Raw genomic sequence first — 20,498 nt, forward strand, 5'->3', positions numbered from 1 at the left:
GGGGTGGGGGGGGGGGTGGGGGGCGGGGGGGGGCCCGCCCCCCCCCGCCCCCCCCCCCCCCGCGCGGGGGGGGGGGCGGCCGCCCCCCCCCCCCCCCCCCCCCCCCCCCCCGGGCGCCACGTTTCTGCTCAGACGTGGAGCGGCTCAGCTCTCCTCGTGCGAGACCGCGCGACGCGCGTCCGCGTCCAGCACGCCCCAGCTGATGAGCTGCTCGGTGAGGACCGAGGGCGACTGATCGTAGATGACGGCGAGTGTGCGCAGGTCGTCCTGGCGGATCGAGAGCACCTTGCCGTTGTAGTCGCCGCGCTGGGACTGGATCGTCGCCGCGTAGCGCTGCAGCGGGCCGGCCTTCTCGGCGGGCACGTGGGCCAGTCGCTCCAGGTCGAGGACCAGCTTCGGCGGCGGCTCGGCGGCCCCGCCCGGCGTGGTGCCCGGCAGCAGCTCCTGCACCGGAACCCCGTAGAAGTCCGCCAGCTCGGCGAGGCGCTGCACGGTGACGGCACGGTCTCCGCGCTCGTACGACCCGACCACGACCGCCTTCCAGCGTCCCTGGGACTTCTCCTCGACACCGTGGAGGGAAAGGCCCTGCTGGGTGCGGATGGCCCGGAGCTTGGCCCCGAGCTGTTTGGCGTATTCGCTGGACATATAGCTCCCGGACACTGTGTCGACGCGGCTGCAGTGTTTCCGCGCCGCGCGGCTGGTAACTCACTGTGAGGTTACGCAGCGTTACGCTTCCGCGTCAAGCCGAATGGTCCGCACCGGCTCTTCCGTGGTAGCGGTGTCCGATTACGCCATAGGGGTGATCTGGGGTGTCGCCTCGGCCTGCTACCGTGGATGGCGCAAATCCGACGTCCTTTAAGGTCCGTCCCGTGAGGCGGAGAAGGAGGTCCGTTTCTTATGGACACCCAGCAGTACGAGTCCGATGCCCGGCCGGTTCTCGAAGCCCCCGACATCGCGCGGGTCCTGACCCGCATCGCCCACGAGATCGTCGAGCGCGCCAAGGGCGCCGACGACGTGGTTCTCCTCGGCATCCCGACCCGGGGCGTCTTCCTCGCCCAGCGGCTCGCCGTCAAGCTCGAAGAGATCACCGACCGCAAGATCCCGGTCGGCTCCCTCGACATCACCATGTACCGCGACGACCTGCGCATGCACCCGCCGCGCGCGCTGGCCCGCACCGACATCCCCGGTGACGGCATCGACGGCCGCCTGGTCGTCCTCGTCGACGACGTGCTCTTCTCCGGCCGCACCATCCGCGCCGCCCTCGACGCCCTGAACGACATCGGGCGCCCCCGCGCGGTGCAGCTCGCGGTCCTGGTCGACAGAGGCCACCGCGAACTGCCCATCCGCGCCGACTACGTCGGCAAGAACCTCCCCACGTCGCTGCGGGAGACGGTCAAGGTCCAGCTCGCCGAGGAGGACGGTCGCGACACCGTGCTGCTCGGCGCCAAGCGGACCTCCTCGGGCGAGCAGCAGCAGTAGCACGCACGCGTACGGACCGTCGTACGCGCCGCCGCCCCTGCCTGCCCGGCTGTGCTCCCTGGGGGACACCCCCAGGCCCCCGGTCCCCAAACCTGAACTGCCTTACGGAGCCTGACAGATGCAGCGTCATCTCATCTCGGCCGCCGACCTCACCCGCGACGACGCCGTCCTGATCCTCGACACCGCCGAGGAGATGGCCAGGGTCGCCGACCGGCCGATCAAGAAACTGCCGACCCTGCGCGGCCGTACCGTCGTGAACCTCTTCTTCGAGGACTCCACGCGTACGCGTATCTCCTTCGAGGCCGCCGAGAAGCGCCTCTCCGCCGACGTGATCAACTTCACCGCCAAGGGGTCGAGCGTCTCCAAGGGCGAGTCCCTGAAGGACACCGCGCAGACCCTGGAGGCCATGGGCGTCGACGCGGTCGTCATCCGGCACGGGGCCTCCGGGGCGCCGTACCGGCTCGCCACCTCCGGGTGGATCGACGCGGCCGTCATCAACGCCGGAGACGGCACCCACCAGCACCCGACGCAGGCCCTGTTGGACGCGTTCACCATGCGGCGCCGGCTCGTCGGCCGGGACACCGGGATCGGGCAGGACCTGGACGGCAAGCGGATCACGCTCGTCGGCGACATCCTGCACAGCCGGGTCGCCCGCTCGAACGTCGACCTGCTGCACACCCTCGGCGCCGAGGTCACCCTCGTCGCCCCGCCCACCCTGGTGCCGGTCGGCGTCGAGTCCTGGCCCTGCGAGGTGTCGTACGACCTCGACAGCACGCTCTCCAAGTCCGACGCGGTGATGCTGCTGCGCGTGCAGCGCGAGCGCATGAACGCGGCGTTCTTCCCGACCGAGCGCGAGTACTCGCGGCGCTACGGCCTCGATGGCGACCGCATGGCGAAGATGCCCGAGCACGCCATCGTGATGCACCCGGGGCCGATGGTCCGGGGCATGGAGATCACCGCCGAGGTCGCCGACTCGGACCGCTGCACCGTCGTCGAGCAGGTCGCAAACGGAGTGTCCATCCGGATGGCCGTGCTCTATCTGCTTCTGGGCGGCAACGAACCCGCCGTCAGCCACGCCCGTATCGAGGAGAAGTAAGTCACATGAGCAAGATCCTGATCCGTGGTGCGAAGGTGCTCGGCGGCGAGCCGCAGGACGTCCTGATCGACGGGGAGACCATCGCCGAGGTCGGTGTCGGTCTCAGCGCCGAGAGCGCCGACGTCGTCGAGGCCGACGGGAAGGTCCTCCTCCCCGGTCTCGTCGACCTGCACACCCACCTGCGCGAGCCCGGCCGTGAGGACTCCGAGACCGTCCTGACCGGTACGCGGGCTGCCGCGAGCGGCGGTTACACGGCCGTGTTCGCCATGGCCAACACCTTCCCCGTCGCCGACACCGCCGGTGTCGTCGAGCAGGTCTACCGGCTCGGCCAGGAGCACGGGTACTGCGATGTGCAGCCCATCGGTGCCGTCACCGTCGGCCTGGAGGGCAAGAAGCTCGCCGAGCTGGGCGCCATGCACGAGTCGGCCGCCGGGGTCACCGTCTTCTCCGACGACGGCAAGTGCGTCGACGACGCGGTGATCATGCGCCGCGCCCTGGAGTACGTGAAGGCCTTCGGGGGAGTCGTCGCCCAGCACGCGCAGGAGCCGCGGCTCACCGAGGGCGCCCAGATGAACGAGGGTGTCGTCTCGGCCGAACTGGGGCTCGGGGGCTGGCCGGCGGTGGCCGAAGAATCGATCATCGCCCGGGATGTCCTGCTCGCCGAGCACGTCGGTTCCCGCGTCCACATCTGCCACCTGTCGACCGCCGGGTCCGTCGAGATCGTCCGCTGGGCCAAGTCCCGGGGCATCGACGTGACCGCCGAGGTCACCCCGCACCACCTCCTCCTCACGGATGAGCTGGTGCGCTCCTACAACCCCGTCTTCAAGGTGAACCCGCCGCTGCGCACCGAGCGCGATGTGCTGGCCCTGCGTGAGGCGCTCGCCGACGGCACGATCGACATCGTCGCCACCGACCACGCCCCGCACCCGCACGAGGACAAGGACTGCGAGTGGGCCGCCGCCGCCATGGGGATGGTCGGCCTGGAGACCGCGTTGTCAGTGGTGCAGGAGACCATGGTGGACACCGGGCTCCTCACCTGGACCGGGGTCGCCGAGCGCATGTCCGTCAAGCCCGCCGAGATCGGCCGGGCCACCGGACACGGGCGTCCCGTCTCGGCTGGTGAGCCCGCCAACCTCACGCTCGTCGACACGGAATACCGTGGGTCGGTGGACCCCGCGGGCTTCGCATCGCGCAGTCGCAACACCCCGTACGAGGGGCGTGAGCTGCCGGGCCGTGTGACGCACACCTGGCTCCGGGGCAAGGCCACGCTCGTCGACGGGAAGCTCACGTGACACCTCTGGAACTGACCCACCTCGCGGCCGGGGAGAAGTCCGCCCCGGTGACCGACTGGGCCGCCCGCATCGGCTGGCTCGTCGGCCTCGCCCTGTTCATCGCGCTCGTCTACTGGCTGATGCGCGAGGGCTGGAAGTGGCGCGGCACGCTCCAGGGAGACCTGCCGGACCTTCCCACCGCGCCGACCGACCCCGGTCCGGCGAAACTGACGATGAGCGGCCGCTACCACGGCTCCACCACCGCCGGGCAGTGGCTCGACCGCATCGTGGCGCACGGCCTGGGCACCCGCAGCCGGGTCGAGCTGACCCTGACGGAGGCCGGCCTGGATGTCGTACGACCGGGAGCCACCGACTTCTTCATCCCGGCCGGGGCGCTGCGCGAGGCCCTGCTCGGCAAGGGCATCGCCGGGAAGGTCCTCAGCGAGGGCGGTCTCCTGGTCGTGACGTGGGCGCACGGCGACCGGCTGATCGACTCCGGGTTCCGGTCCGACACCGCGGCCGAGCACGGTGAGTGGGTCGAGACCTTGAACAGCATGATCAACAAGAAGAGCATCGACACGGAAGGCGCACGATGACCACCTCCACCAGGGGAGCCGCCAAGGTTCCCGCCGTACTCGTCCTGGAGGACGGCCGGATCTTCCGCGGCCGTGCCTACGGGTCCGTGGGGGTGACCTTCGGCGAGGCCGTGTTCTCCACCGGCATGACCGGCTACCAGGAGACCCTGACCGACCCGTCGTACCACCGCCAGGTCGTCGTGATGACCGCCCCGCACATCGGCAACACCGGGGTGAACGACGAGGACCCCGAGTCGGCCCGCATCTGGGTCGCCGGTTACGTGGTGCGCGACCCCGCGCGCGTGCCGTCCAACTGGCGCTCCCGCCGCTCGCTCGACGAGGAGCTGCGCAACCAGGGCGTCGTCGGGATCTCCGGCATCGACACGCGCGCGTTGACCCGCCATCTGCGCGAGCGCGGCGCCATGCGCGTCGGCATCTTCTCCGGCACCACACTGCCCGACGACGACACCATGCTCGCCGAGGTGCGCGAGGCCCCGGAGATGAAGGGCGCGAACCTCTCTGCGGAGGTCGCCACCAAGGAGGCGTACGTCGTCCCCGCGATCGGTGAGAAGAAGTACACCGTCGCCGCCGTCGACCTCGGCATCAAGGGCATGACCCCGCACCGCATGGCCGAGCGCGGCATCGAGGTGCACGTGCTCCCGGCCACCGCGACCGTCGAGGACGTCTACGCGGTCCAGCCCGACGGCGTGTTCTTCTCCAACGGCCCGGGCGACCCCGCCACCGCCGACCACCCGGTCGCCGTCATGCAGGCAGTCCTGGAGCGCGGCACCCCGCTCTTCGGCATCTGCTTCGGCAACCAGATCCTGGGCCGCGCGCTCGGCTTCGGCACCTACAAGCTGAAGTACGGCCATCGGGGCATCAACCAGCCCGTCCAGGACCGTACGACGGGCAAGGTCGAGGTCACCGCGCACAACCACGGCTTCGCCGTCGACGCGCCCCTCGACAAGGTCTCCGAGACCCCCTACGGCCGCGCCGAGGTCTCCCACGTCTGCCTGAACGACCAGGTCGTCGAGGGGCTCCGGCTGCTCGACCGGCCGGCGTTCAGCGTCCAGTACCACCCCGAGGCGGCAGCCGGCCCGCACGACGCCGCCTACCTGTTCGACCGCTTCGTATCCCTGATGGAGGGCCAGCGTGCCTAAGCGCTCCGATATCCAGTCCGTCCTGGTCATCGGCTCGGGTCCGATCGTCATCGGCCAGGCCGCCGAATTCGACTACTCCGGTACCCAGGCCTGCCGCATCCTGCGCGCCGAGGGCCTCCGCGTCATCCTGGTGAACTCCAACCCGGCGACGATCATGACCGACCCGGAGATCGCCGACGCCACCTACGTCGAGCCGATCACCCCGGACTTCGTCGAGAAGATCATCGCCAAGGAGCGCCCGGACGCCCTCCTGCCCACCCTGGGCGGCCAGACGGCGCTCAACACCGCCATCTCGCTGCACGAGGCGGGCACCCTGGAGAAGTACGGCGTCGAGCTGATCGGCGCCAACGTCGAGGCCATCAACAAGGGCGAGGACCGCGACCTCTTCAAGGGCGTCGTCGAGGCCGTCCGCCAGAAGATCGGCTACGGCGAGTCCGCCCGCTCGGTGATCTGCCACTCCATGGACGACGTGATCGCCGGTGTCGACACGCTCGGCGGCTACCCGGTGGTCGTGCGTCCCTCCTTCACGATGGGTGGCGCCGGTTCCGGTTTCGCGCACGACGAGGAGGAGTTGCGCCGCATCGCCGGCCAGGGCCTGACCCTCTCGCCGACCACCGAGGTCCTCCTGGAGGAGTCCATCCTCGGCTGGAAGGAGTACGAGCTGGAGCTGATGCGCGACAAGAACGACAACGTAGTTGTCGTCTGCTCCATCGAGAACTTCGACCCCATGGGCGTGCACACCGGCGACTCGATCACCGTCGCCCCGGCGATGACGCTGACCGACCGCGAGTACCAGGTGCTGCGTGACGTGGGCATCGCGATCATCCGCGAGGTCGGCGTCGACACCGGCGGCTGCAACATCCAGTTCGCGATCGACCCGGTCGACGGCCGCGTCATCGTCATCGAGATGAACCCGCGCGTGTCCCGCTCCTCGGCGCTGGCCTCCAAGGCGACCGGCTTCCCGATCGCCAAGATCGCCGCCAAGCTGGCCGTCGGCTACACGCTCGACGAGATCCCGAACGACATCACGCGCGAGACCCCGGCCTCCTTCGAGCCGACCCTCGACTACGTGGTCGTGAAGGCCCCGCGTTTCGCCTTCGAGAAGTTCCCGAGCGCCGACTCCACCCTCACCACCACCATGAAGTCGGTCGGCGAGGCCATGGCCATCGGCCGCAACTTCACCGAGGCCTTCCAGAAGGCGCTGCGCTCGCTGGAGAAGAAGGGCAGCCAGTTCACGTTCGTCGGCGAGCCCGGCGACAAGGTCCAGCTGCTGGAGGAGGCCGTACGGCCCACCGACGGCCGGATCAACACCGTCATGCAGGCCATCCGCGCGGGCGCCACCCAGGAGGAGGTCTTCGCGTACACGAAGATCGACCCCTGGTTCGTCGACCAGCTCTTCCTCATCAAGGAGATCGCCGACGAGCTGGCCGCCGCCGACAAGCTGGACCCGGAGCTGCTCGCCGAGGCCAAGCGGCACGGCTTCTCCGACCAGCAGATCGGCGAGATCCGCGGCCTGCGCGAGGACGTCGTCCGCGAGGTCCGGCACGCGCTGGGCATCCGTCCGGTCTACAAGACGGTCGACACCTGTGCCGCCGAGTTCGCCGCGAAGACGCCGTACTTCTACTCGTCCTACGACGAGGAGAACGAGGTCGCCCCGCGCGAGAAGCCCGCGGTCATCATCCTGGGGTCGGGCCCCAACCGCATCGGCCAGGGCATCGAGTTCGACTACTCCTGCGTCCACGCCTCCTTCGCGCTCAGCGACGCGGGCTACGAGACCGTGATGGTCAACTGCAACCCCGAGACCGTCTCCACGGACTACGACACCTCCGACCGCCTGTACTTCGAGCCGCTCACGCTCGAAGACGTGCTGGAGATCGTCCACGCGGAGCAGAAGGCGGGACCGGTCGCGGGCGTCATCGTCCAGCTCGGCGGTCAGACCCCGCTCGGCCTGGCACAGGCACTGAAGGACAACGGCGTCCCGGTCGTCGGCACGTCCCCGGAGGCGATCCACGCCGCCGAGGACCGCGGCGCCTTCGGCCAGGTCCTCGCCGAGGCGGGCCTCCCGGCCCCCAAGCACGGCACCGCGACCACCTTCGTGGGCGCCAAGGCCATCGCCGACGAGATCGGCTACCCGGTCCTCGTCCGCCCGTCCTACGTCCTCGGCGGACGCGGCATGGAGATCGTCTACGACGAGACCCGCCTGGAGTCGTACATCGCCGAGTCCACCGAGATCAGCCCTTCGCGGCCGGTCCTGGTCGACCGCTTCCTGGACGACGCCATCGAGATCGACGTCGACGCGCTCTACGACGGCCACGAGCTCTACCTCGGCGGCGTCATGGAGCACATCGAGGAGGCCGGCATCCACTCCGGCGACTCGGCCTGCGCCCTGCCCCCGATCACCCTGGGCGGCTTCGACATCAAGCGCCTGCGCGCTTCAACGGAGGCCATCGCCAAGGGCGTTGGAGTCCGCGGACTGATCAACATCCAGTTCGCGATGGCCGGCGACATCCTCTACGTCCTGGAGGCCAACCCGCGCGCGTCCCGTACGGTTCCCTTCACCTCGAAGGCGACCGCGGTGCCGCTCGCGAAGGCCGCCGCCCGCATCTCCCTGGGCGCGACCGTCGCCGAACTGCGCGCCGAGGGCCTGCTCCCGGCCCACGGCGACGGCGGCGAACTCCCGCTGGACGCGCCGATCTCCGTCAAGGAGGCCGTCATGCCGTGGTCGCGCTTCCGCGACATCCACGGCCGCGGCGTCGACACGGTCCTCGGCCCGGAGATGCGCTCCACCGGCGAGGTCATGGGCATCGACTCCGTCTTCGGCACGGCGTACGCCAAGTCCCAGGCGGGTGCCTACGGCCCGCTGCCCACCAAGGGCCGCGCGTTCATCTCGGTCGCCAACCGCGACAAGCGCTCGATGATCTTCCCGGCGCGTGAACTGGTCGCCCACGGCTTCGAGTTGCTCGCCACCTCCGGCACCGCCGAGGTCCTCAAGCGCAACGGCCTGAACGCGACGGTCGTCCGCAAGCAGTCCGAGGGCGTCGGCCCGAACGGCGAGAAGACCATCGTCCAGCTCATCCACGACGGCGAGGTCGACCTCATCGTCAACACGCCCTACGGCACCGGCGGCCGCCTCGACGGCTACGAGATCCGTACGGCGGCCGTGGCCCGGTCCGTGCCCTGCCTCACGACGGTCCAGGCGCTCGCCGCAGCCGTCCAGGGCATCGACGCCCTCAACCACGGTGACGTGGGCGTGCGTTCACTCCAGGAACACGCGCAGCACCTGACCGCGGCCCGCGACTAGCAGCCGAAGAGGGGGACACCGGAAACGGTGTCCCCCTTCTCGTGAGGCTCACGAGGTTTCGAAGGACACCTGAGACATGTACAAGCTTTTCTTCCGTCTGGTCTTCAAACGGATGGACCCGGAGCAGGCCCATCACCTCGCCTTCCGCTGGATCCGGCTCGCCCTCCGGATCCCGGCGCTGCGGACGTTCGTCGCGGCGGCCCTCGCGCCCCGGTTCGAGGAGCTGCGGACCGAGGCCTTCGGGCTGCGCATGCACGGCCCGTTCGGGCTCGCGGCCGGCTTCGACAAGAACGCGGTCGCGATCGACGGCATGTCGATGCTCGGCTTCGACCACGTCGAGATCGGCACGGTCACGGGGGAGCCGCAGCCCGGCAATCCCAAGAAGCGGCTGTTCCGCCTTGTGCCGGACCGGGCGCTGATCAACCGCATGGGCTTCAACAACGAGGGCTCCGCGGCCGTGGCGGCCCGCCTGGAGGCTCGCGCGACGGTTTTCAAGACCGTCGTGGGCGTCAACATCGGCAAGACCAAGGTCGTCCCCGAGGAGGAGGCCGTCGGCGACTACGTGAAGTCGACCGAGCGACTCGCCCGGCACGCCGACTATCTCGTCGTCAACGTGTCGTCGCCCAACACGCCCGGGCTGCGCAACCTCCAGGCGACCGAGGCACTGCGCCCGCTGCTGACCGCCGTCCGCGAAGCCGCCGACCGCGTGGTGACCGACCGCCGCGTCCCGCTCCTGGTGAAGATCGCCCCGGACCTCGCTGACGAGGACGTCGACGCGGTCGCCGACCTCGCGGTCGAACTCGGTCTGGACGGCATCATCGCCACCAACACCACCATCGCGCGCGAGGGCCTCGGTTTGAAATCCGAACCCGAGCTCGTCAAGGAGACCGGCGGACTGTCCGGGGCGCCGCTGAAGGCCCGCTCCCTGGAGGTACTGCGCCGCCTCTACGCGCGCGTGGGCGACCGCATCACCCTCGTGGGCGTCGGCGGCATCGAGAACGCCGAGGACGCCTGGCAGCGCATCCTCGCCGGTGCCACGCTCGTGCAGGGCTACAGCGCCTTCGTCTACGAAGGGCCCTTCTGGGGCCGCGCCATCCACAAGGGCCTCGCCGCACGCCTGCGCACGAGCCCGTACGCCACCCTCGCCGACGCGGTCGGCGCCGACGTAAGGAAGCAGCCGGTATGAGCCCCCTCGAACCCTTCGGCGCACGTCTCCGCTCGGCCATGGACGAGCGTGGCCCGCTCTGCGTCGGCATCGACCCGCACGCCTCGCTGCTCACCGAGTGGGGCCTGAACGACGACGTGGTCGGCCTTGAGCGGTTCAGCCGCACGGTCGTCGAGGCGCTCGCCGACCGGGTCGCCGTCCTCAAGCCGCAGAGCGCGTTCTTCGAGCGCTTCGGCTCGCGCGGGATCGCCGTCCTGGAGAAGTCCGTCGAGGAGGCGCGCGCGGCCGGCGCGCTGGTCGTGATGGACGCCAAGCGCGGCGACATCGGCTCGACCATGGCCGCGTACGCCGAGTCCTTCCTCCGGAAGGACTCCCCGCTCTTCTCCGACGCGCTGACGGTCTCCCCGTATCTCGGCTACGGCTCCCTCGCCCCGGCGATCGAACTGGCGCGGGAGAGCGGCGCGGGCCTCTTCGTGCTGGCGCTGACCTCCAACCCGGAGGGCGGCGAGGTGCAGCACGCGGTCCGCGCGGACGGCCGGAACATCGGAGCGACCATGCTGGCCCACCTGGCGGCCGAGAACGCGGGGGAGACCCCGCTGGGGTCCTTCGGTGCCGTTGTCGGCGCCACCCTGGGCGACCTGTCGTCGTACGACCTCGCCGTCAACGGTCCGATCCTCGCGCCCGGCATCGGGGCGCAGGGGGCCACTCCGGCCGATCTTCCCGGGGTCTTCGGGTCGGTGCTGCGCAATGTCGTTCCGAACGTGAGCCGAGGTGTTCTACGTCACGGTCCCGACGTCGGAGCCCTCCAGGAGGCCTCGGATCGCTTCGCGGAGGACATTCGCGTCGCCTTTGCGACCGTCTGAGGTGTTCGAACGGGTCGATCGAGTCCTCCGATGAGTGGTTCGACGGGCGACTCCGGAGCGACTTGAGTCTGAATACATCCTCAAATCAGGGGCATTATGTCGGGAATGTCCGGCCTGGCGCAGGCTGACCAGGACTTTTCCTCTGTTCTCGCTGACTCTGGCGTCCCTGGCCGCTAGTCTCCGAGCAGAGTCAACGGGCAGCGTGTTGCTCGTAGCTCCCCAGGTGTGGGGCGACTAGGTTCCTCACCGGTCCGTATCCGACAGTTCGACATCCGAGGTGACGTAGGCGTGGCTCTTCCGCCCCTTACCCCTGAACAGCGCGCAGCCGCGCTCGAAAAGGCCGCCGCGGCTCGCCGGGAGCGGGCCGAGGTCAAGAATCGACTCAAGCACTCCGGCGCCTCCCTGCATGACGTCATCAAGCAGGGCCAGGAGAACGACGTCATCGGCAAGATGAAGGTCTCCGCCCTGCTTGAGTCCCTGCCCGGCGTGGGCAAGGTCCGCGCCAAGCAGATCATGGAGCGACTCGGTATCTCCGAGAGCCGCCGTGTCCGTGGCCTTGGTTCCAACCAGATCGCCTCCCTGGAGCGTGAGTTCGGCAGCACTGGTTCCTGAGTCCGGGTACTCCGGACCGGGAGTCCCGGGCACACCGGGATTGCTGGAATAATCGCTGCATGGCTGCAACATTCCGGGGGACGACCCCCGAGCCCCCGGACGTACGTCCGCGGCTGACCGTGCTCTCCGGCCCCTCTGGGGTCGGCAAGAGCACGGTCGTCGCCCATATGCGCAAGGAACACCCCGAGGTGTGGCTCTCGGTGTCGGCGACGACCCGCAGGCCACGCCCCGGCGAGAAGCACGGTGTCCACTACTTCTTCGTCTCCGACGAGGAGATGGACAAGCTGATCGCCAACGGCGAGCTGCTGGAGTGGGCCGAATTCGCGGGCAACCGCTACGGCACACCGCGTACCGCCGTGCTCGAACATCTGGAGTCCGGCGTGCCGGTCCTCCTGGAGATCGATCTCCAGGGCGCCCGACAGGTCCGCGAGTCCATGGCCGAGGCGCATTCGGTGTTCCTGGCTCCTCCCTCCTGGGAGGAGCTGGTGCGCCGGCTCACCGGACGGGGCACCGAGCCGCCCGAGGTGATCGAGCGCCGCCTGGACGCGGCCAAGATCGAGCTGGCGGCGGAGCCCGAGTTCGACGCGACCCTGGTCAACACCTCCGTCGAGGACGTAGCGCGCGAGCTGCTAGCCTTGATGGAAGTTGTGTGATCGTTTTTCCGATCTCATCCCATCTTTCGGAAGGCAGAGCGTGTCCTCTTCCATCACCGCTCCCGAGGGCATCATCAACCCTCCGATCGACGAGCTCCTCGAGGCCACCGACTCGAAGTACAGCCTCGTGATCTACGCCGCCAAGCGTGCCCGTCAGATCAACGCGTACTACTCGCAGCTCGGCGAGGGCCTCCTGGAGTACGTCGGTCCGCTCGTCGACACCCATGTCCACGAGAAGCCGCTCTCGATCGCCCTGCGCGAGATCAACGCGGGTCTGCTGACGTCCGAGGCCGTCGAGGGCCCCGCGACCTGAGCCGCACCAGCTTTATCCACAGGCCCGGCAGCGACTGTCGGGCCTGTGGTGTGTCATGGAGTTGTACGGGTCGCACGAGTCGCACGCGAGTCGCATGAGTCGCACGCACGTTTCCGAGCTCGGGGAGAGACGGTGGACAAGCCCAAGGTCGTTCTGGGGGTCAGCGGTGGCATCGCCGCGTACAAGGCCTGTGAGCTGCTGCGCAGACTGACGGAGTCGGGCCATGACGTCCGGGTCGTCCCCACCGCGTCCGCCCTGCACTTCGTGGGCGCGGCCACCTGGTCCGCGCTCTCCGGGCACCCCGTCTCGACCGAGGTGTGGGACGACGTCCACGAAGTCCCGCATGTGCGCATCGGCCAGAGTGCCGACCTGGTGATCGTGGCCCCGGCGACGACGGACATGCTGGCGAAGGCGGCCCACGGCCTGGCCGACGATCTCCTCACCAACACCCTTCTCACCGCCCGCTGTCCGGTCGTCTTCGCGCCCGCCATGCACACGGAGATGTGGGAACACCCGGCCACCCAGGAGAACGTGGCGACACTGCGCCGCCGCGGTGCCGTCGTGATCGAACCGGCCGTCGGGCGACTGACCGGCGTCGACACCGGCAAGGGCCGGCTGCCCGACCCGGCCGAGATCTTCGAGGTCTGCCGCCGGGTGCTCGCGCGCGGCGTCACCGAGCCCGACCTCAAGGGCCGGCACGTCGTCGTCAGCGGCGGCGGCACCCGCGAGCCCCTCGACCCGGTCCGCTTCCTCGGCAACCGCTCCTCCGGCAAGCAGGGTTACGCCCTCGCGCGCACCGCCGCCGCCCGGGGCGCCCGGGTCACGCTGATCGCGGCGAACACGGAACTGCCGGACCCGGCGGGCGTCGACGTCGTCCCGGTCGGGACCGCCGTACAGCTGCGGGAAGCGGTGTTGAAGGCCGCCGCGGACGCGGACGCGGTCGTCATGGCCGCGGCGGTCGCGGACTTCCGGCCGGCGGAGTACGCGACCGGGAAGATCAAGAAGAAGGACGACAAGGACCCCGACCCCATCGTCCTGGTGCGGAATCCGGACATCCTCGCGGAGATCTCCGCCGACCGGGCGCGTCCCGGCCAGGTGGTCGTCGGGTTCGCCGCCGAGACGGACGACGTGCTCGCCAACGGCCGTACCAAACTGGCGCGCAAGGGGTGCGATCTGCTGGTGGTGAACGAGGTGGGGGAGCGCAAGACGTTCGGTTCCGAGGAGAACGAGGCGGTGGTGCTGGGGGCCGACGGCAGTGAGACCGCCGTTCCCCACGGACCGAAGGAAGCCCTGGCCGAGACCGTGTGGGACCTGGTGGCACAGCGTCTCGCCTGATTTGTTTCAGCCATCTGTCAGCTGTCTGTCAGTTCGCCGAAACCTGACATTCGCGCGTGGCGGCTCTGGCCAACGGCACTCGGCATTCGGCAAAATGCGCGTGCCGCAGGTCACAGCGTTTCCCGAGAGACGAGACAGGGGGACCGTCTGCCGACCGCGACCGATAAACTGTTCTCAGGACGACGTCGGGCGCAGCTCCCGTCCCGTCCGCCAATGATCAGCCAGCAGCCGCTGCAACCTCAGGGAGCGTTGTGTCCCGTCGCCTGTTCACCTCGGAGTCCGTGACCGAAGGTCACCCCGACAAGATCGCTGACCAGATCAGCGACACCATTCTCGACGCGCTTCTGGCGGAGGACCCGACCTCCCGGGTCGCCGTCGAGACGCTGATCACGACCGGCCTGGTGCACGTGGCCGGAGAGGTCACCACCAAGACCTACGCGCCCATCGCGCAGCTCGTCCGCGACAAGATCCTGGAGATCGGCTACGACTCCTCCAAGAAGGGCTTCGACGGCGCCTCCTGCGGTGTGTCGGTGTCCATCGGCGCGCAGTCCCCTGACATCGCGCAGGGTGTCGACACGGCGTACGAGAACCGTGTCGAGGGCGACGACGACGAGCTCGACAAGCAGGGCGCTGGCGACCAGGGCCTGATGTTCGGCTACGCGACGGACGAGACGCCGACGCTGATGCCGCTCCCGATCTTCCTGGCGCACCGCCTGTCGAAGCGCCTTTCGGAGGTCCGCAAGAACGGGACCATCCCGTACCTGCGCCCCGACGGCAAGACCCAGGTCACCATCGAGTACGACGGCGACAAGGCCGTCCGCCTCGACACGGTCGTCGTCTCCTCGCAGCACGCGTCGGACATCGACCTGGAGTCGCTGCTCGCCCCCGACATCCGCGAGTTCGTGGTCGAGGCCGAGCTGAAGGCGCTCGTCGAAGAGGGCATCAAGCTCGACACCGACGGCTACCGCCTGCTCGTGAACCCCACCGGCCGCTTCGAGATCGGCGGCCCGATGGGCGACGCCGGCCTGACCGGCCGCAAGATCATCATCGACACCTACGGCGGCATGGCCCGCCACGGCGGCGGCGCCTTCTCGGGCAAGGACCCGTCCAAGGTGGACCGTTCGGCGGCGTACGCGATGCGCTGGGTCGCCAAGAACGTCGTCGCTGCGGGCCTCGCCTCGCGCTGCGAGGTACAGGTCGCGTACGCGATCGGCAAGGCCGAGCCGGTGGGTCTGTTCGTCGAGACGTTCGGCACGGAGAAGGTCGACACCGACCGGATCGAGAAGGCGATCGACGAGGTCTTCGACCTCCGCCCGGCCGCCATCATCCGCGACCTGGACCTGCTGCGCCCGATCTACGCCCAGACCGCCGCGTACGGCCACTTCGGCCGTGAGATCCCCGACTTCACGTGGGAGCGCACGGACCGCGTGGACGCGCTGCGGAAGGCGGCGGGGCTGTAGGTCCCGCGCCGCTGTCAGGCTCTGCGAGGCCCGGCTTCCCTTTGGGGGAGCCGGGCCTCGGTGTTTTCACCAGGGCGTCAGGGCGTGGGTTCGCCGTCCGGGGGCGGAGCCGAGCCGTCCGGTCCGTCGTCCGCCTGGTCCGGCGGCTCGTAGGCGAAGCGGCGCTTGATCTCGTCGACGGCCTCGGTCTTGCCGTGAGCCGAGGCGATGTTGATCAGACGCTTGGCGAACAGGTCGACATCCGCGTCGGCGGCGGAGAATCCGAACCACTCCAGCAGCGAGTCGACGGAGAGGCCGTCCCCCGAGCCGTTGTCGGACGCCGTCGCGTCTTCCGTGCCGTACGGCTGCTGCCAGTCGGCCGGGGTCCCGCCGTCCGCGGTGCCGTCGGGAAAGACGGCTCGCGGCGGGGGCACCAGATGCTCGAACGGCGCCGCGACCGTCTCGTTCTTGGCCGCGGCGGAGAGCCGGGCGAGCAGGCCGATCCGGTCGACCGCACCCTCTACTTCCTTCTCGTTCCGGGAGAGCCACCACACCACGGCGCTCCCCGTGTCCTTGAGCACGTCCTCGCCGAGATAGGCGCGTTTGCTGCGCTCGTAGTTGCGTTCGTGCTCCCAGACGTCCTCGTCCTTGCGTACGTCGGAGAGCTTGGCGAGCCGCTCGCGGTCGTGCTCCGGAAGGCACAGCGAGACGTCCATCGCCATCGCCATGACCCGGCCGGTGGCGTCGACGCGCATCGTGGCCAGTGCGCCGTCGAGTTGATGCTGGACGAACGCGCTGCGGTGGGGCGGCTGTTGGGCCGTCACCCCACGAGCGCGCTGGAGCACGGCGTCGATCGCCAGGCCGGCGGGGTTGATGTACGGCGCGTCCGGGGGCGCGTCCAGCACCAGCCAGCGGACCGTCGCGGAGAAGGAGAAGTCGTAGTCGGCCACCGAGCTCGGCAGCGCCACATGGGCCACGCGCTGGTCCTGCCGCGCGGAATCCGGCAGCGGTAGATCCGGTTCCGGAAGCAGTTCGCGGGGGAACGCCTCGCGTTTCGGCGCGAGGGCTCTGTTCGTCACCACCCCGGTCACCGCCAGCAGCCCGGCGGACGCGGCCCAGGCCCAGCGCGGCCAGTCGGCGCACAGCCCGAGGATGACGAGGAGCAGGCCGAGGATGACGGTGACGAACAGCGTCATCGCCTTGTGTCCAGAACTCATGGAAGGCCCCCGATGGGTGCTCGCGATCAGACGGCGAGTGGGTAGGACTCGATGCCCTGCGCGGCGTTGATCTTCCGCAGCAGGACGGAGACGGTCTCGGCACGGGACGCGCTCGGCTCGGCGTACTGCCAGTGCACGGCGGCGCGGTAGAGGCACCCGGAGACCCGGATGTCCGTGTCGCAGGCGGCGGCGAGCACCCTGAGCACGAGGTCGCGGTGCCGGAGGTCCTCGCTCGCGGTGAGCCAGCGTGCCACGGGTGCGGACCAGGATTCGACGGGCCGGCGCAGCACGCCCTGCCAGCAGGTGATCAGCGACTCGCGGACGCTGCGATACCCCATGAGACGTACGGGGTCGGCGAGTTCGAGGAAGAGGGCGGGGTCCTTGCCCCACTGGCCGTGGGTGATCCCGGCACCGAGCCTCTCCAGCATCCGCCGGTACAGGCGGTGGTCCGACCGCGCCAGGTCCAGCAGCGCCTGGTGGGCCTCCGCGCCCACGACACCGTTCGTCCGACGCGCCAGATGGTGCAGTCGTACGAGTGCCTGGTCCGGATGCGAGCGGGACATGGTCCGGGAGCACACCAGCACGAGCACCCGCCTCAGCCCGTTGCCCGTCTCCGTCGACGTGCTCCAGTCGTAGATCTGCTGCCGGAAATAACGGCCGTGCTGCTCGTCGTCCAGTCCGAGTGCCAGTACCTGGGCCGCGTCCGGGACGAGATGTGCCGGTGCCTTGTCCGACGTCCACCGGTGTGCCAGCCAGGACAGATCCTCGGGGCGCGAGGTGCGCAGGCTCTGGGCGGCGAACCTGGCGACGACTTCCTTGCGGTCGGACTCCGCGAGCGAGGGCTCGGCCAGACATATGTCGAACCAGTCGCGCAACTGCCTGCGGATGTCCGGGAGGAACGTCCAGAAGTGGTCCCTCACCGCGCGGTCGTATCCCACGATGCGGAACCGCACCCGCCCGTCCGGCCGCGCCTCGGCGCCGATGTCGGAGAGTTCGGCGTGCAGGTCCGCCCGGTCCAGTCGGGGCAGCGGATCCGGTGGATGGCTGAGGATGCCCAGCAGGGCGTTCGCGCCCCGCAAAACCGTCCCCGGCACGGCCCCGTGGAACAGGGCCACGGACAGCAACAGCGCTCTGCGTCGCCCGTCCCGCTGGGACGCGAGGTCCGCCGCCACCCGGGCGGTCTGGTCGTGCTGGTCGCCCAGTGAGTCGGCCAGCCAGTGGGAGAAACCCCGGTCGGCCGGCGAGACGTCCCGGCAGCGCCGGATCCGGTGGGCGAGTCCGGCGACGTCGCGCATCGCGGCATGCGGCAGATAGGACGGGAGGCCACTGCCGTCCAGTTCGGACTGGGGCGGCTCGATGCCCTCGTGCCGGAGATGGGCGATCAGCACGCGCTGCGCCGAGGGACGGCCGATCTCCACCGTCAGGCGCTTCAGCTCACCTTGGAGCAGATAGCCGAGACGGTGCGGGAGCACCACGGCGAGGTGCGCGCCGTGGCGGACAAGGCTCTCGCGGAAGTCGGAGAGCGCGCTCTGGACCGCGATGTACCGGGACTCGTCCACCTCCGAGAGGTCCAGCAGTAGCCGGTCGCCGTCCCCGATGCCCTGTGCGTCGAGAGGCACCGTGGCCGTGTCGTCGGAGGTGTCCGGCAACTCGTGCAGACTGCCCCTGGCGTCGGACAGTTCGTGCAGCAGCATGATCGCGGCGGTGCGGCGACCGCTGCCCGGCACCCCGTCGATCAGTACCGTGTTCGTCTCGTCCAGCCGGTTGCGGGCGTGCTGCATACCGCGCGGCGGCACGAAACGCTCGGCGAGATGCTGACGATCCTCCTTCGCTATCGCCCGTGGACGCCTGCTCGCCTGCTCACGCAGCCGGGCCTCGGCCGCGTAGTAGATGTTGAACTGGGGCCCGTCGCCGCTGTTGACGGACCCGTGGGCTTCGTGGACGTACGAACCGAAGATCTCGGTCACCGGTCCTCGCCCCCGCGCGGGGTCCGGGTGCCGAAGCCCTGACGTATCCCGCCGTGGTTGTCCCCGGAGATGAAGTTCGTGCCGTCGCCGTTGACCTGCGGTGCGTTGAACTGACTGCCGCTGCCCGTGTTCAGCGGACCGCGGGCGTCGTGCACATACGTTCCCACGGTGCCGCTCACCTGGCCGATCCCGCCGCTCTGGTGGTCGTTGCGGACGGTCAAGTCGGGTTCGGTGGAAGGGGGTTCATCAGCCGGAGCGACACCGCGGTCCAGCGCGGCGAGGGCCGGCACGCGGCGTACGAGACGGTCGCCGAGCCGGGTGAGATCAGTGTCCAGACTGTGCAGTTCGACCCGCGTGTACTGGTACTCCGCCAAGCCGGCGATCGACTCGGGCAGCCGCCGGGGGTCGAGCTGCTCCACCCTGCGGCCGATGAACAGCGGCACGATCAGCACCCCGGAGACCAGGGCCTCCTCGATCTCGCGCCGGACCCAGTCCTGCGGGTTGTCGAGCGCCCGCACGTTCGGCCTGTCCCGGTCGGGTGCCTCGATCCACTGCTCGTCGATGAGGGCGAGTAAGACGTGGCTCCGCCGGGCCGCCTTGACGAGTGCGTCGATGTAGGTGCCGGGCTCGATCGACCTCCGGGCGAGGAAGACGCTGTCGGGGCCGAACCTGGCCGACAGCATGCGGTCGCACGAGTGGGCGACCTCCTTGCCGCCCTTGGTGCGGTAGTTGACGAAGATCTCGTGCATGGTCGTAGCCCTTCTAGAAGGTGTGGGATCGGGTGAGTGCACCGGACAGGTCCGGGATCAGCGCTCGTACGGAGGCGTTGCGGGGGTGCCGGCCGAGGGTGTGGGTGAGGCGGCGCAGGTCGGCGGAGATCGTGGCGGAGTGGGTGAGCCGCACGGACGGCAGGACGTCGGTGGTGATCAGGCAGGCGTGGTCGATCTCGCCCGCCGCCGCGTGGGCCAGGGCGCGTCGGACGCCGTAGCGGGCCCGGGTCCGGAAGGCGTGTTCCGGGATGCGGGCGGTCTCCTGGTCCAGCAGGGCGGCGGCCTGCTTCGGGCGGCCCAGGTCGTACAGGCACCAGCCGGTGAACATCGAGACGACGTCGGGTACGTGGGAGGCGCCGAGGACCGGTTCGGCCGGGTCGGCGGCGTCCTGTTCGAGGAGACGGCGTGCGTGGTCGAGGCTGGTCATGCAGGTGTCGTGGTCGCCGTCGGCGGCGGCGCCCTGGGCCAGATGCTGGGCGGCGAGGCCACGGATGCGGACGGGGGCGTCGCTCTCCAGCGCGTGGGTGGCCAGTTGTACGGCCTCCGCGATGTCTCCCCGGTAGAGACTGATCAGCGAGCGCCGGACCTGTGCGTAGGTGGCCAGCCCGGTGTCCGCACCGGCTGCCGCCAGGTGCACGGCGCGGTCCGTCCACCAGATCGCGGCCCTGTCGTCGCCGCACTCCTGGGCCATCCAGCCCGCGTACTCGGCGTAGCGGGAGGCGAGGAGCAGCAGGGTCCGCCGTCCGCGCGGGCCGCTGCGTCCGGCGAGCTGTTCCAGGCTGTGGGTCTGGGCGATGAGCGGCGGCAGCACACTCGCGGGTCCCGAGGTCTGGCCGAGCCGCCGGAACTGGTCGAACAGCATCCGTGAGGCGTCCACGAAGGTCTCGGCTCCTTCAAGGGGGAGCGAGCACGGATCGCCCGTGTTCATGGTCAGCACCGAGGCGGCACCGGCGGTGATGAGCCCGCGACGGGTCACGGGTTGGAAGGAACTCGAACCGTCCTTGCGCAGTTGCATCAGCCACACCTCGTCGTCGCTACCGGGGGACGGCAGAGGCGGTTCGGAGGGCCGGACGGTCACGAGCCGGCTCAGCGCGCCCCCGGCACGCAGCTCGGTGTCGCACAGACGCGCCAGTTCGGGCGTCGGACGCTTGATTCCCCGTTCCACCTTGCTCAGTTGGCTCTTGCTGTAGTGCACGCGCTGTCCCAGCTGGTACAGGGAGAGCTGGGCGGCCAGGCGCCTCCTGCGCAGTTCCGGCCCGAATTCGTGCGACTGATCCAGCAC

Annotated in this window: 18 protein-coding genes; 13 read left to right on the top strand and 5 right to left on the bottom strand. The window is 69.8% G+C overall.

The genetic code is table 11. The features are described from left to right. Window positions 1-144: 144 nt before the first annotated feature. Window positions 145-645 (bottom strand): transcriptional regulator BldD, encoded by a 501-nt coding sequence (bldD, locus tag ACIBK4_RS47830; protein WP_003956405.1) that lies wholly within the window; start codon window positions 643-645, stop codon window positions 145-147. A gap of 252 nt (window positions 646-897) precedes the next feature. Between bldD and pyrR the strand changes: the two genes are divergently transcribed. The 13 genes from pyrR to metK all read left to right on the top strand — a co-directional run bounded on the left by pyrR (window position 898) and on the right by metK (window position 15,283). Beyond that, window positions 898-1,479: a bifunctional pyr operon transcriptional regulator/uracil phosphoribosyltransferase PyrR gene (pyrR, locus tag ACIBK4_RS47835; protein WP_366323163.1), complete on the top strand. Its 582-nt coding sequence runs from the start codon at window positions 898-900 to the stop codon at window positions 1,477-1,479. Window positions 1,480-1,597: 118 nt separating this feature from the next. Then, a complete protein-coding gene (locus ACIBK4_RS47840) occupies window positions 1,598-2,575 on the top strand; it encodes an aspartate carbamoyltransferase catalytic subunit (RefSeq protein ID WP_399006024.1) in 978 nt (325 codons plus the stop codon). A 5-nt stretch (window positions 2,576-2,580) separates the two neighbouring features. Further along, window positions 2,581-3,867 (top strand): dihydroorotase, encoded by a 1,287-nt coding sequence (locus ACIBK4_RS47845; RefSeq protein ID WP_399006026.1) that lies wholly within the window; start codon window positions 2,581-2,583, stop codon window positions 3,865-3,867. Beyond that, on the top strand, window positions 3,864-4,442 hold the full coding sequence (locus tag ACIBK4_RS47850; protein WP_399006028.1) for a hypothetical protein: 579 nt from the start codon (window positions 3,864-3,866) through the stop codon (window positions 4,440-4,442). Before ACIBK4_RS47845 ends, ACIBK4_RS47850 begins: the two co-directional genes overlap by 4 nt. Further along, window positions 4,439-5,581, top strand: coding sequence for a glutamine-hydrolyzing carbamoyl-phosphate synthase small subunit (gene carA, locus ACIBK4_RS47855; protein WP_399006030.1), 1,143 nt, complete (start codon window positions 4,439-4,441; stop codon window positions 5,579-5,581). The genes ACIBK4_RS47850 and carA overlap by 4 nt, the downstream gene beginning before the upstream one ends. Continuing rightward, window positions 5,574-8,882: a carbamoyl-phosphate synthase large subunit gene (gene carB / locus ACIBK4_RS47860; RefSeq protein WP_399006032.1), complete on the top strand. Its 3,309-nt coding sequence runs from the start codon at window positions 5,574-5,576 to the stop codon at window positions 8,880-8,882. The genes carA and carB overlap by 8 nt, the downstream gene beginning before the upstream one ends. A 76-nt stretch (window positions 8,883-8,958) precedes the next feature. Then, window positions 8,959-10,068 carry a quinone-dependent dihydroorotate dehydrogenase gene (locus ACIBK4_RS47865; protein ID WP_399006034.1) on the top strand — a complete coding sequence of 370 codons (1,110 nt, stop codon included), beginning with the start codon at window positions 8,959-8,961 and terminating at the stop codon, window positions 10,066-10,068. After that, window positions 10,065-10,910, top strand: coding sequence for an orotidine-5'-phosphate decarboxylase (gene pyrF / locus ACIBK4_RS47870; RefSeq protein ID WP_399006036.1), 846 nt, complete (start codon window positions 10,065-10,067; stop codon window positions 10,908-10,910). The genes ACIBK4_RS47865 and pyrF overlap by 4 nt, the downstream gene beginning before the upstream one ends. Window positions 10,911-11,198: 288 nt before the next feature. Then, window positions 11,199-11,522 carry an integration host factor gene (locus ACIBK4_RS47875; protein ID WP_019059734.1) on the top strand — a complete coding sequence of 108 codons (324 nt, stop codon included), beginning with the start codon at window positions 11,199-11,201 and terminating at the stop codon, window positions 11,520-11,522. 59 nt (window positions 11,523-11,581) lie between these two features. Next, a complete protein-coding gene (gmk, locus tag ACIBK4_RS47880) occupies window positions 11,582-12,175 on the top strand; it encodes a guanylate kinase (RefSeq protein WP_078652511.1) in 594 nt (197 codons plus the stop codon). Window positions 12,176-12,215: 40 nt separating this feature from the next. Next, window positions 12,216-12,488 carry a DNA-directed RNA polymerase subunit omega gene (gene rpoZ / locus ACIBK4_RS47885; RefSeq protein ID WP_019059732.1) on the top strand — a complete coding sequence of 91 codons (273 nt, stop codon included), beginning with the start codon at window positions 12,216-12,218 and terminating at the stop codon, window positions 12,486-12,488. Between the two features lie 132 nt (window positions 12,489-12,620). Beyond that, window positions 12,621-13,823 carry a bifunctional phosphopantothenoylcysteine decarboxylase/phosphopantothenate--cysteine ligase CoaBC gene (gene coaBC / locus ACIBK4_RS47890; RefSeq protein WP_399006040.1) on the top strand — a complete coding sequence of 401 codons (1,203 nt, stop codon included), beginning with the start codon at window positions 12,621-12,623 and terminating at the stop codon, window positions 13,821-13,823. A gap of 251 nt (window positions 13,824-14,074) precedes the next feature. Beyond that, a complete protein-coding gene (gene metK / locus ACIBK4_RS47895; RefSeq protein ID WP_393763705.1) occupies window positions 14,075-15,283 on the top strand; it encodes a methionine adenosyltransferase in 1,209 nt (402 codons plus the stop codon). A gap of 77 nt (window positions 15,284-15,360) precedes the next feature. Here the strand turns inward: metK and ACIBK4_RS47900 are convergent, their stop codons facing one another. Genes ACIBK4_RS47900 through ACIBK4_RS47915 form a run of 4 tightly spaced genes read right to left on the bottom strand, consistent with a single transcriptional unit; the run spans window position 15,361 to window position 20,498 of the window. Then, window positions 15,361-16,479 (bottom strand): hypothetical protein, encoded by a 1,119-nt coding sequence (locus ACIBK4_RS47900; protein ID WP_399006042.1) that lies wholly within the window; start codon window positions 16,477-16,479, stop codon window positions 15,361-15,363. Window positions 16,480-16,505: 26 nt separating this feature from the next. Then, complete coding sequence (locus ACIBK4_RS47905) at window positions 16,506-18,446, bottom strand: ABC transporter substrate-binding protein (RefSeq protein WP_399006044.1); 1,941 nt, start codon at window positions 18,444-18,446, stop codon at window positions 16,506-16,508. Then, window positions 18,443-19,195: a TIR domain-containing protein gene (locus tag ACIBK4_RS47910; protein ID WP_399006046.1), complete on the bottom strand. Its 753-nt coding sequence runs from the start codon at window positions 19,193-19,195 to the stop codon at window positions 18,443-18,445. Before ACIBK4_RS47910 ends, ACIBK4_RS47905 begins: the two co-directional genes overlap by 4 nt. A 13-nt stretch (window positions 19,196-19,208) precedes the next feature. Further along, window positions 19,209-20,498, bottom strand: coding sequence for a helix-turn-helix domain-containing protein (locus ACIBK4_RS47915; protein ID WP_399006048.1), 1,290 nt, complete (start codon window positions 20,496-20,498; stop codon window positions 19,209-19,211).

Source organism: Streptomyces sp. NPDC050528 (assembly GCF_044457795.1).
Classification (GTDB): Bacteria; Actinomycetota; Actinomycetes; order Streptomycetales; family Streptomycetaceae; genus Streptomyces.

What these genes read in the sequence shown, in the direction of transcription:
- bldD (WP_003956405.1), bottom strand. Translation starts at nt 645, where the DNA reads ATGTCCAGCGAATACGCCAAACAGCTCGGGGCCAAGCTCCGGGCCATC.
- pyrR (WP_366323163.1), top strand. Translation starts at nt 898, where the DNA reads ATGGACACCCAGCAGTACGAGTCCGATGCCCGGCCGGTTCTCGAAGCC.
- ACIBK4_RS47840 (WP_399006024.1), top strand. Translation starts at nt 1,598, where the DNA reads ATGCAGCGTCATCTCATCTCGGCCGCCGACCTCACCCGCGACGACGCC.
- ACIBK4_RS47845 (WP_399006026.1), top strand. Translation starts at nt 2,581, where the DNA reads ATGAGCAAGATCCTGATCCGTGGTGCGAAGGTGCTCGGCGGCGAGCCG.
- carA (WP_399006030.1), top strand. Translation starts at nt 4,439, where the DNA reads ATGACCACCTCCACCAGGGGAGCCGCCAAGGTTCCCGCCGTACTCGTC.
- ACIBK4_RS47865 (WP_399006034.1), top strand. Translation starts at nt 8,959, where the DNA reads ATGTACAAGCTTTTCTTCCGTCTGGTCTTCAAACGGATGGACCCGGAG.
- pyrF (WP_399006036.1), top strand. Translation starts at nt 10,065, where the DNA reads ATGAGCCCCCTCGAACCCTTCGGCGCACGTCTCCGCTCGGCCATGGAC.
- gmk (WP_078652511.1), top strand. Translation starts at nt 11,582, where the DNA reads ATGGCTGCAACATTCCGGGGGACGACCCCCGAGCCCCCGGACGTACGT.
- ACIBK4_RS47900 (WP_399006042.1), bottom strand. Translation starts at nt 16,479, where the DNA reads ATGAGTTCTGGACACAAGGCGATGACGCTGTTCGTCACCGTCATCCTC.
- ACIBK4_RS47910 (WP_399006046.1), bottom strand. Translation starts at nt 19,195, where the DNA reads ATGCACGAGATCTTCGTCAACTACCGCACCAAGGGCGGCAAGGAGGTC.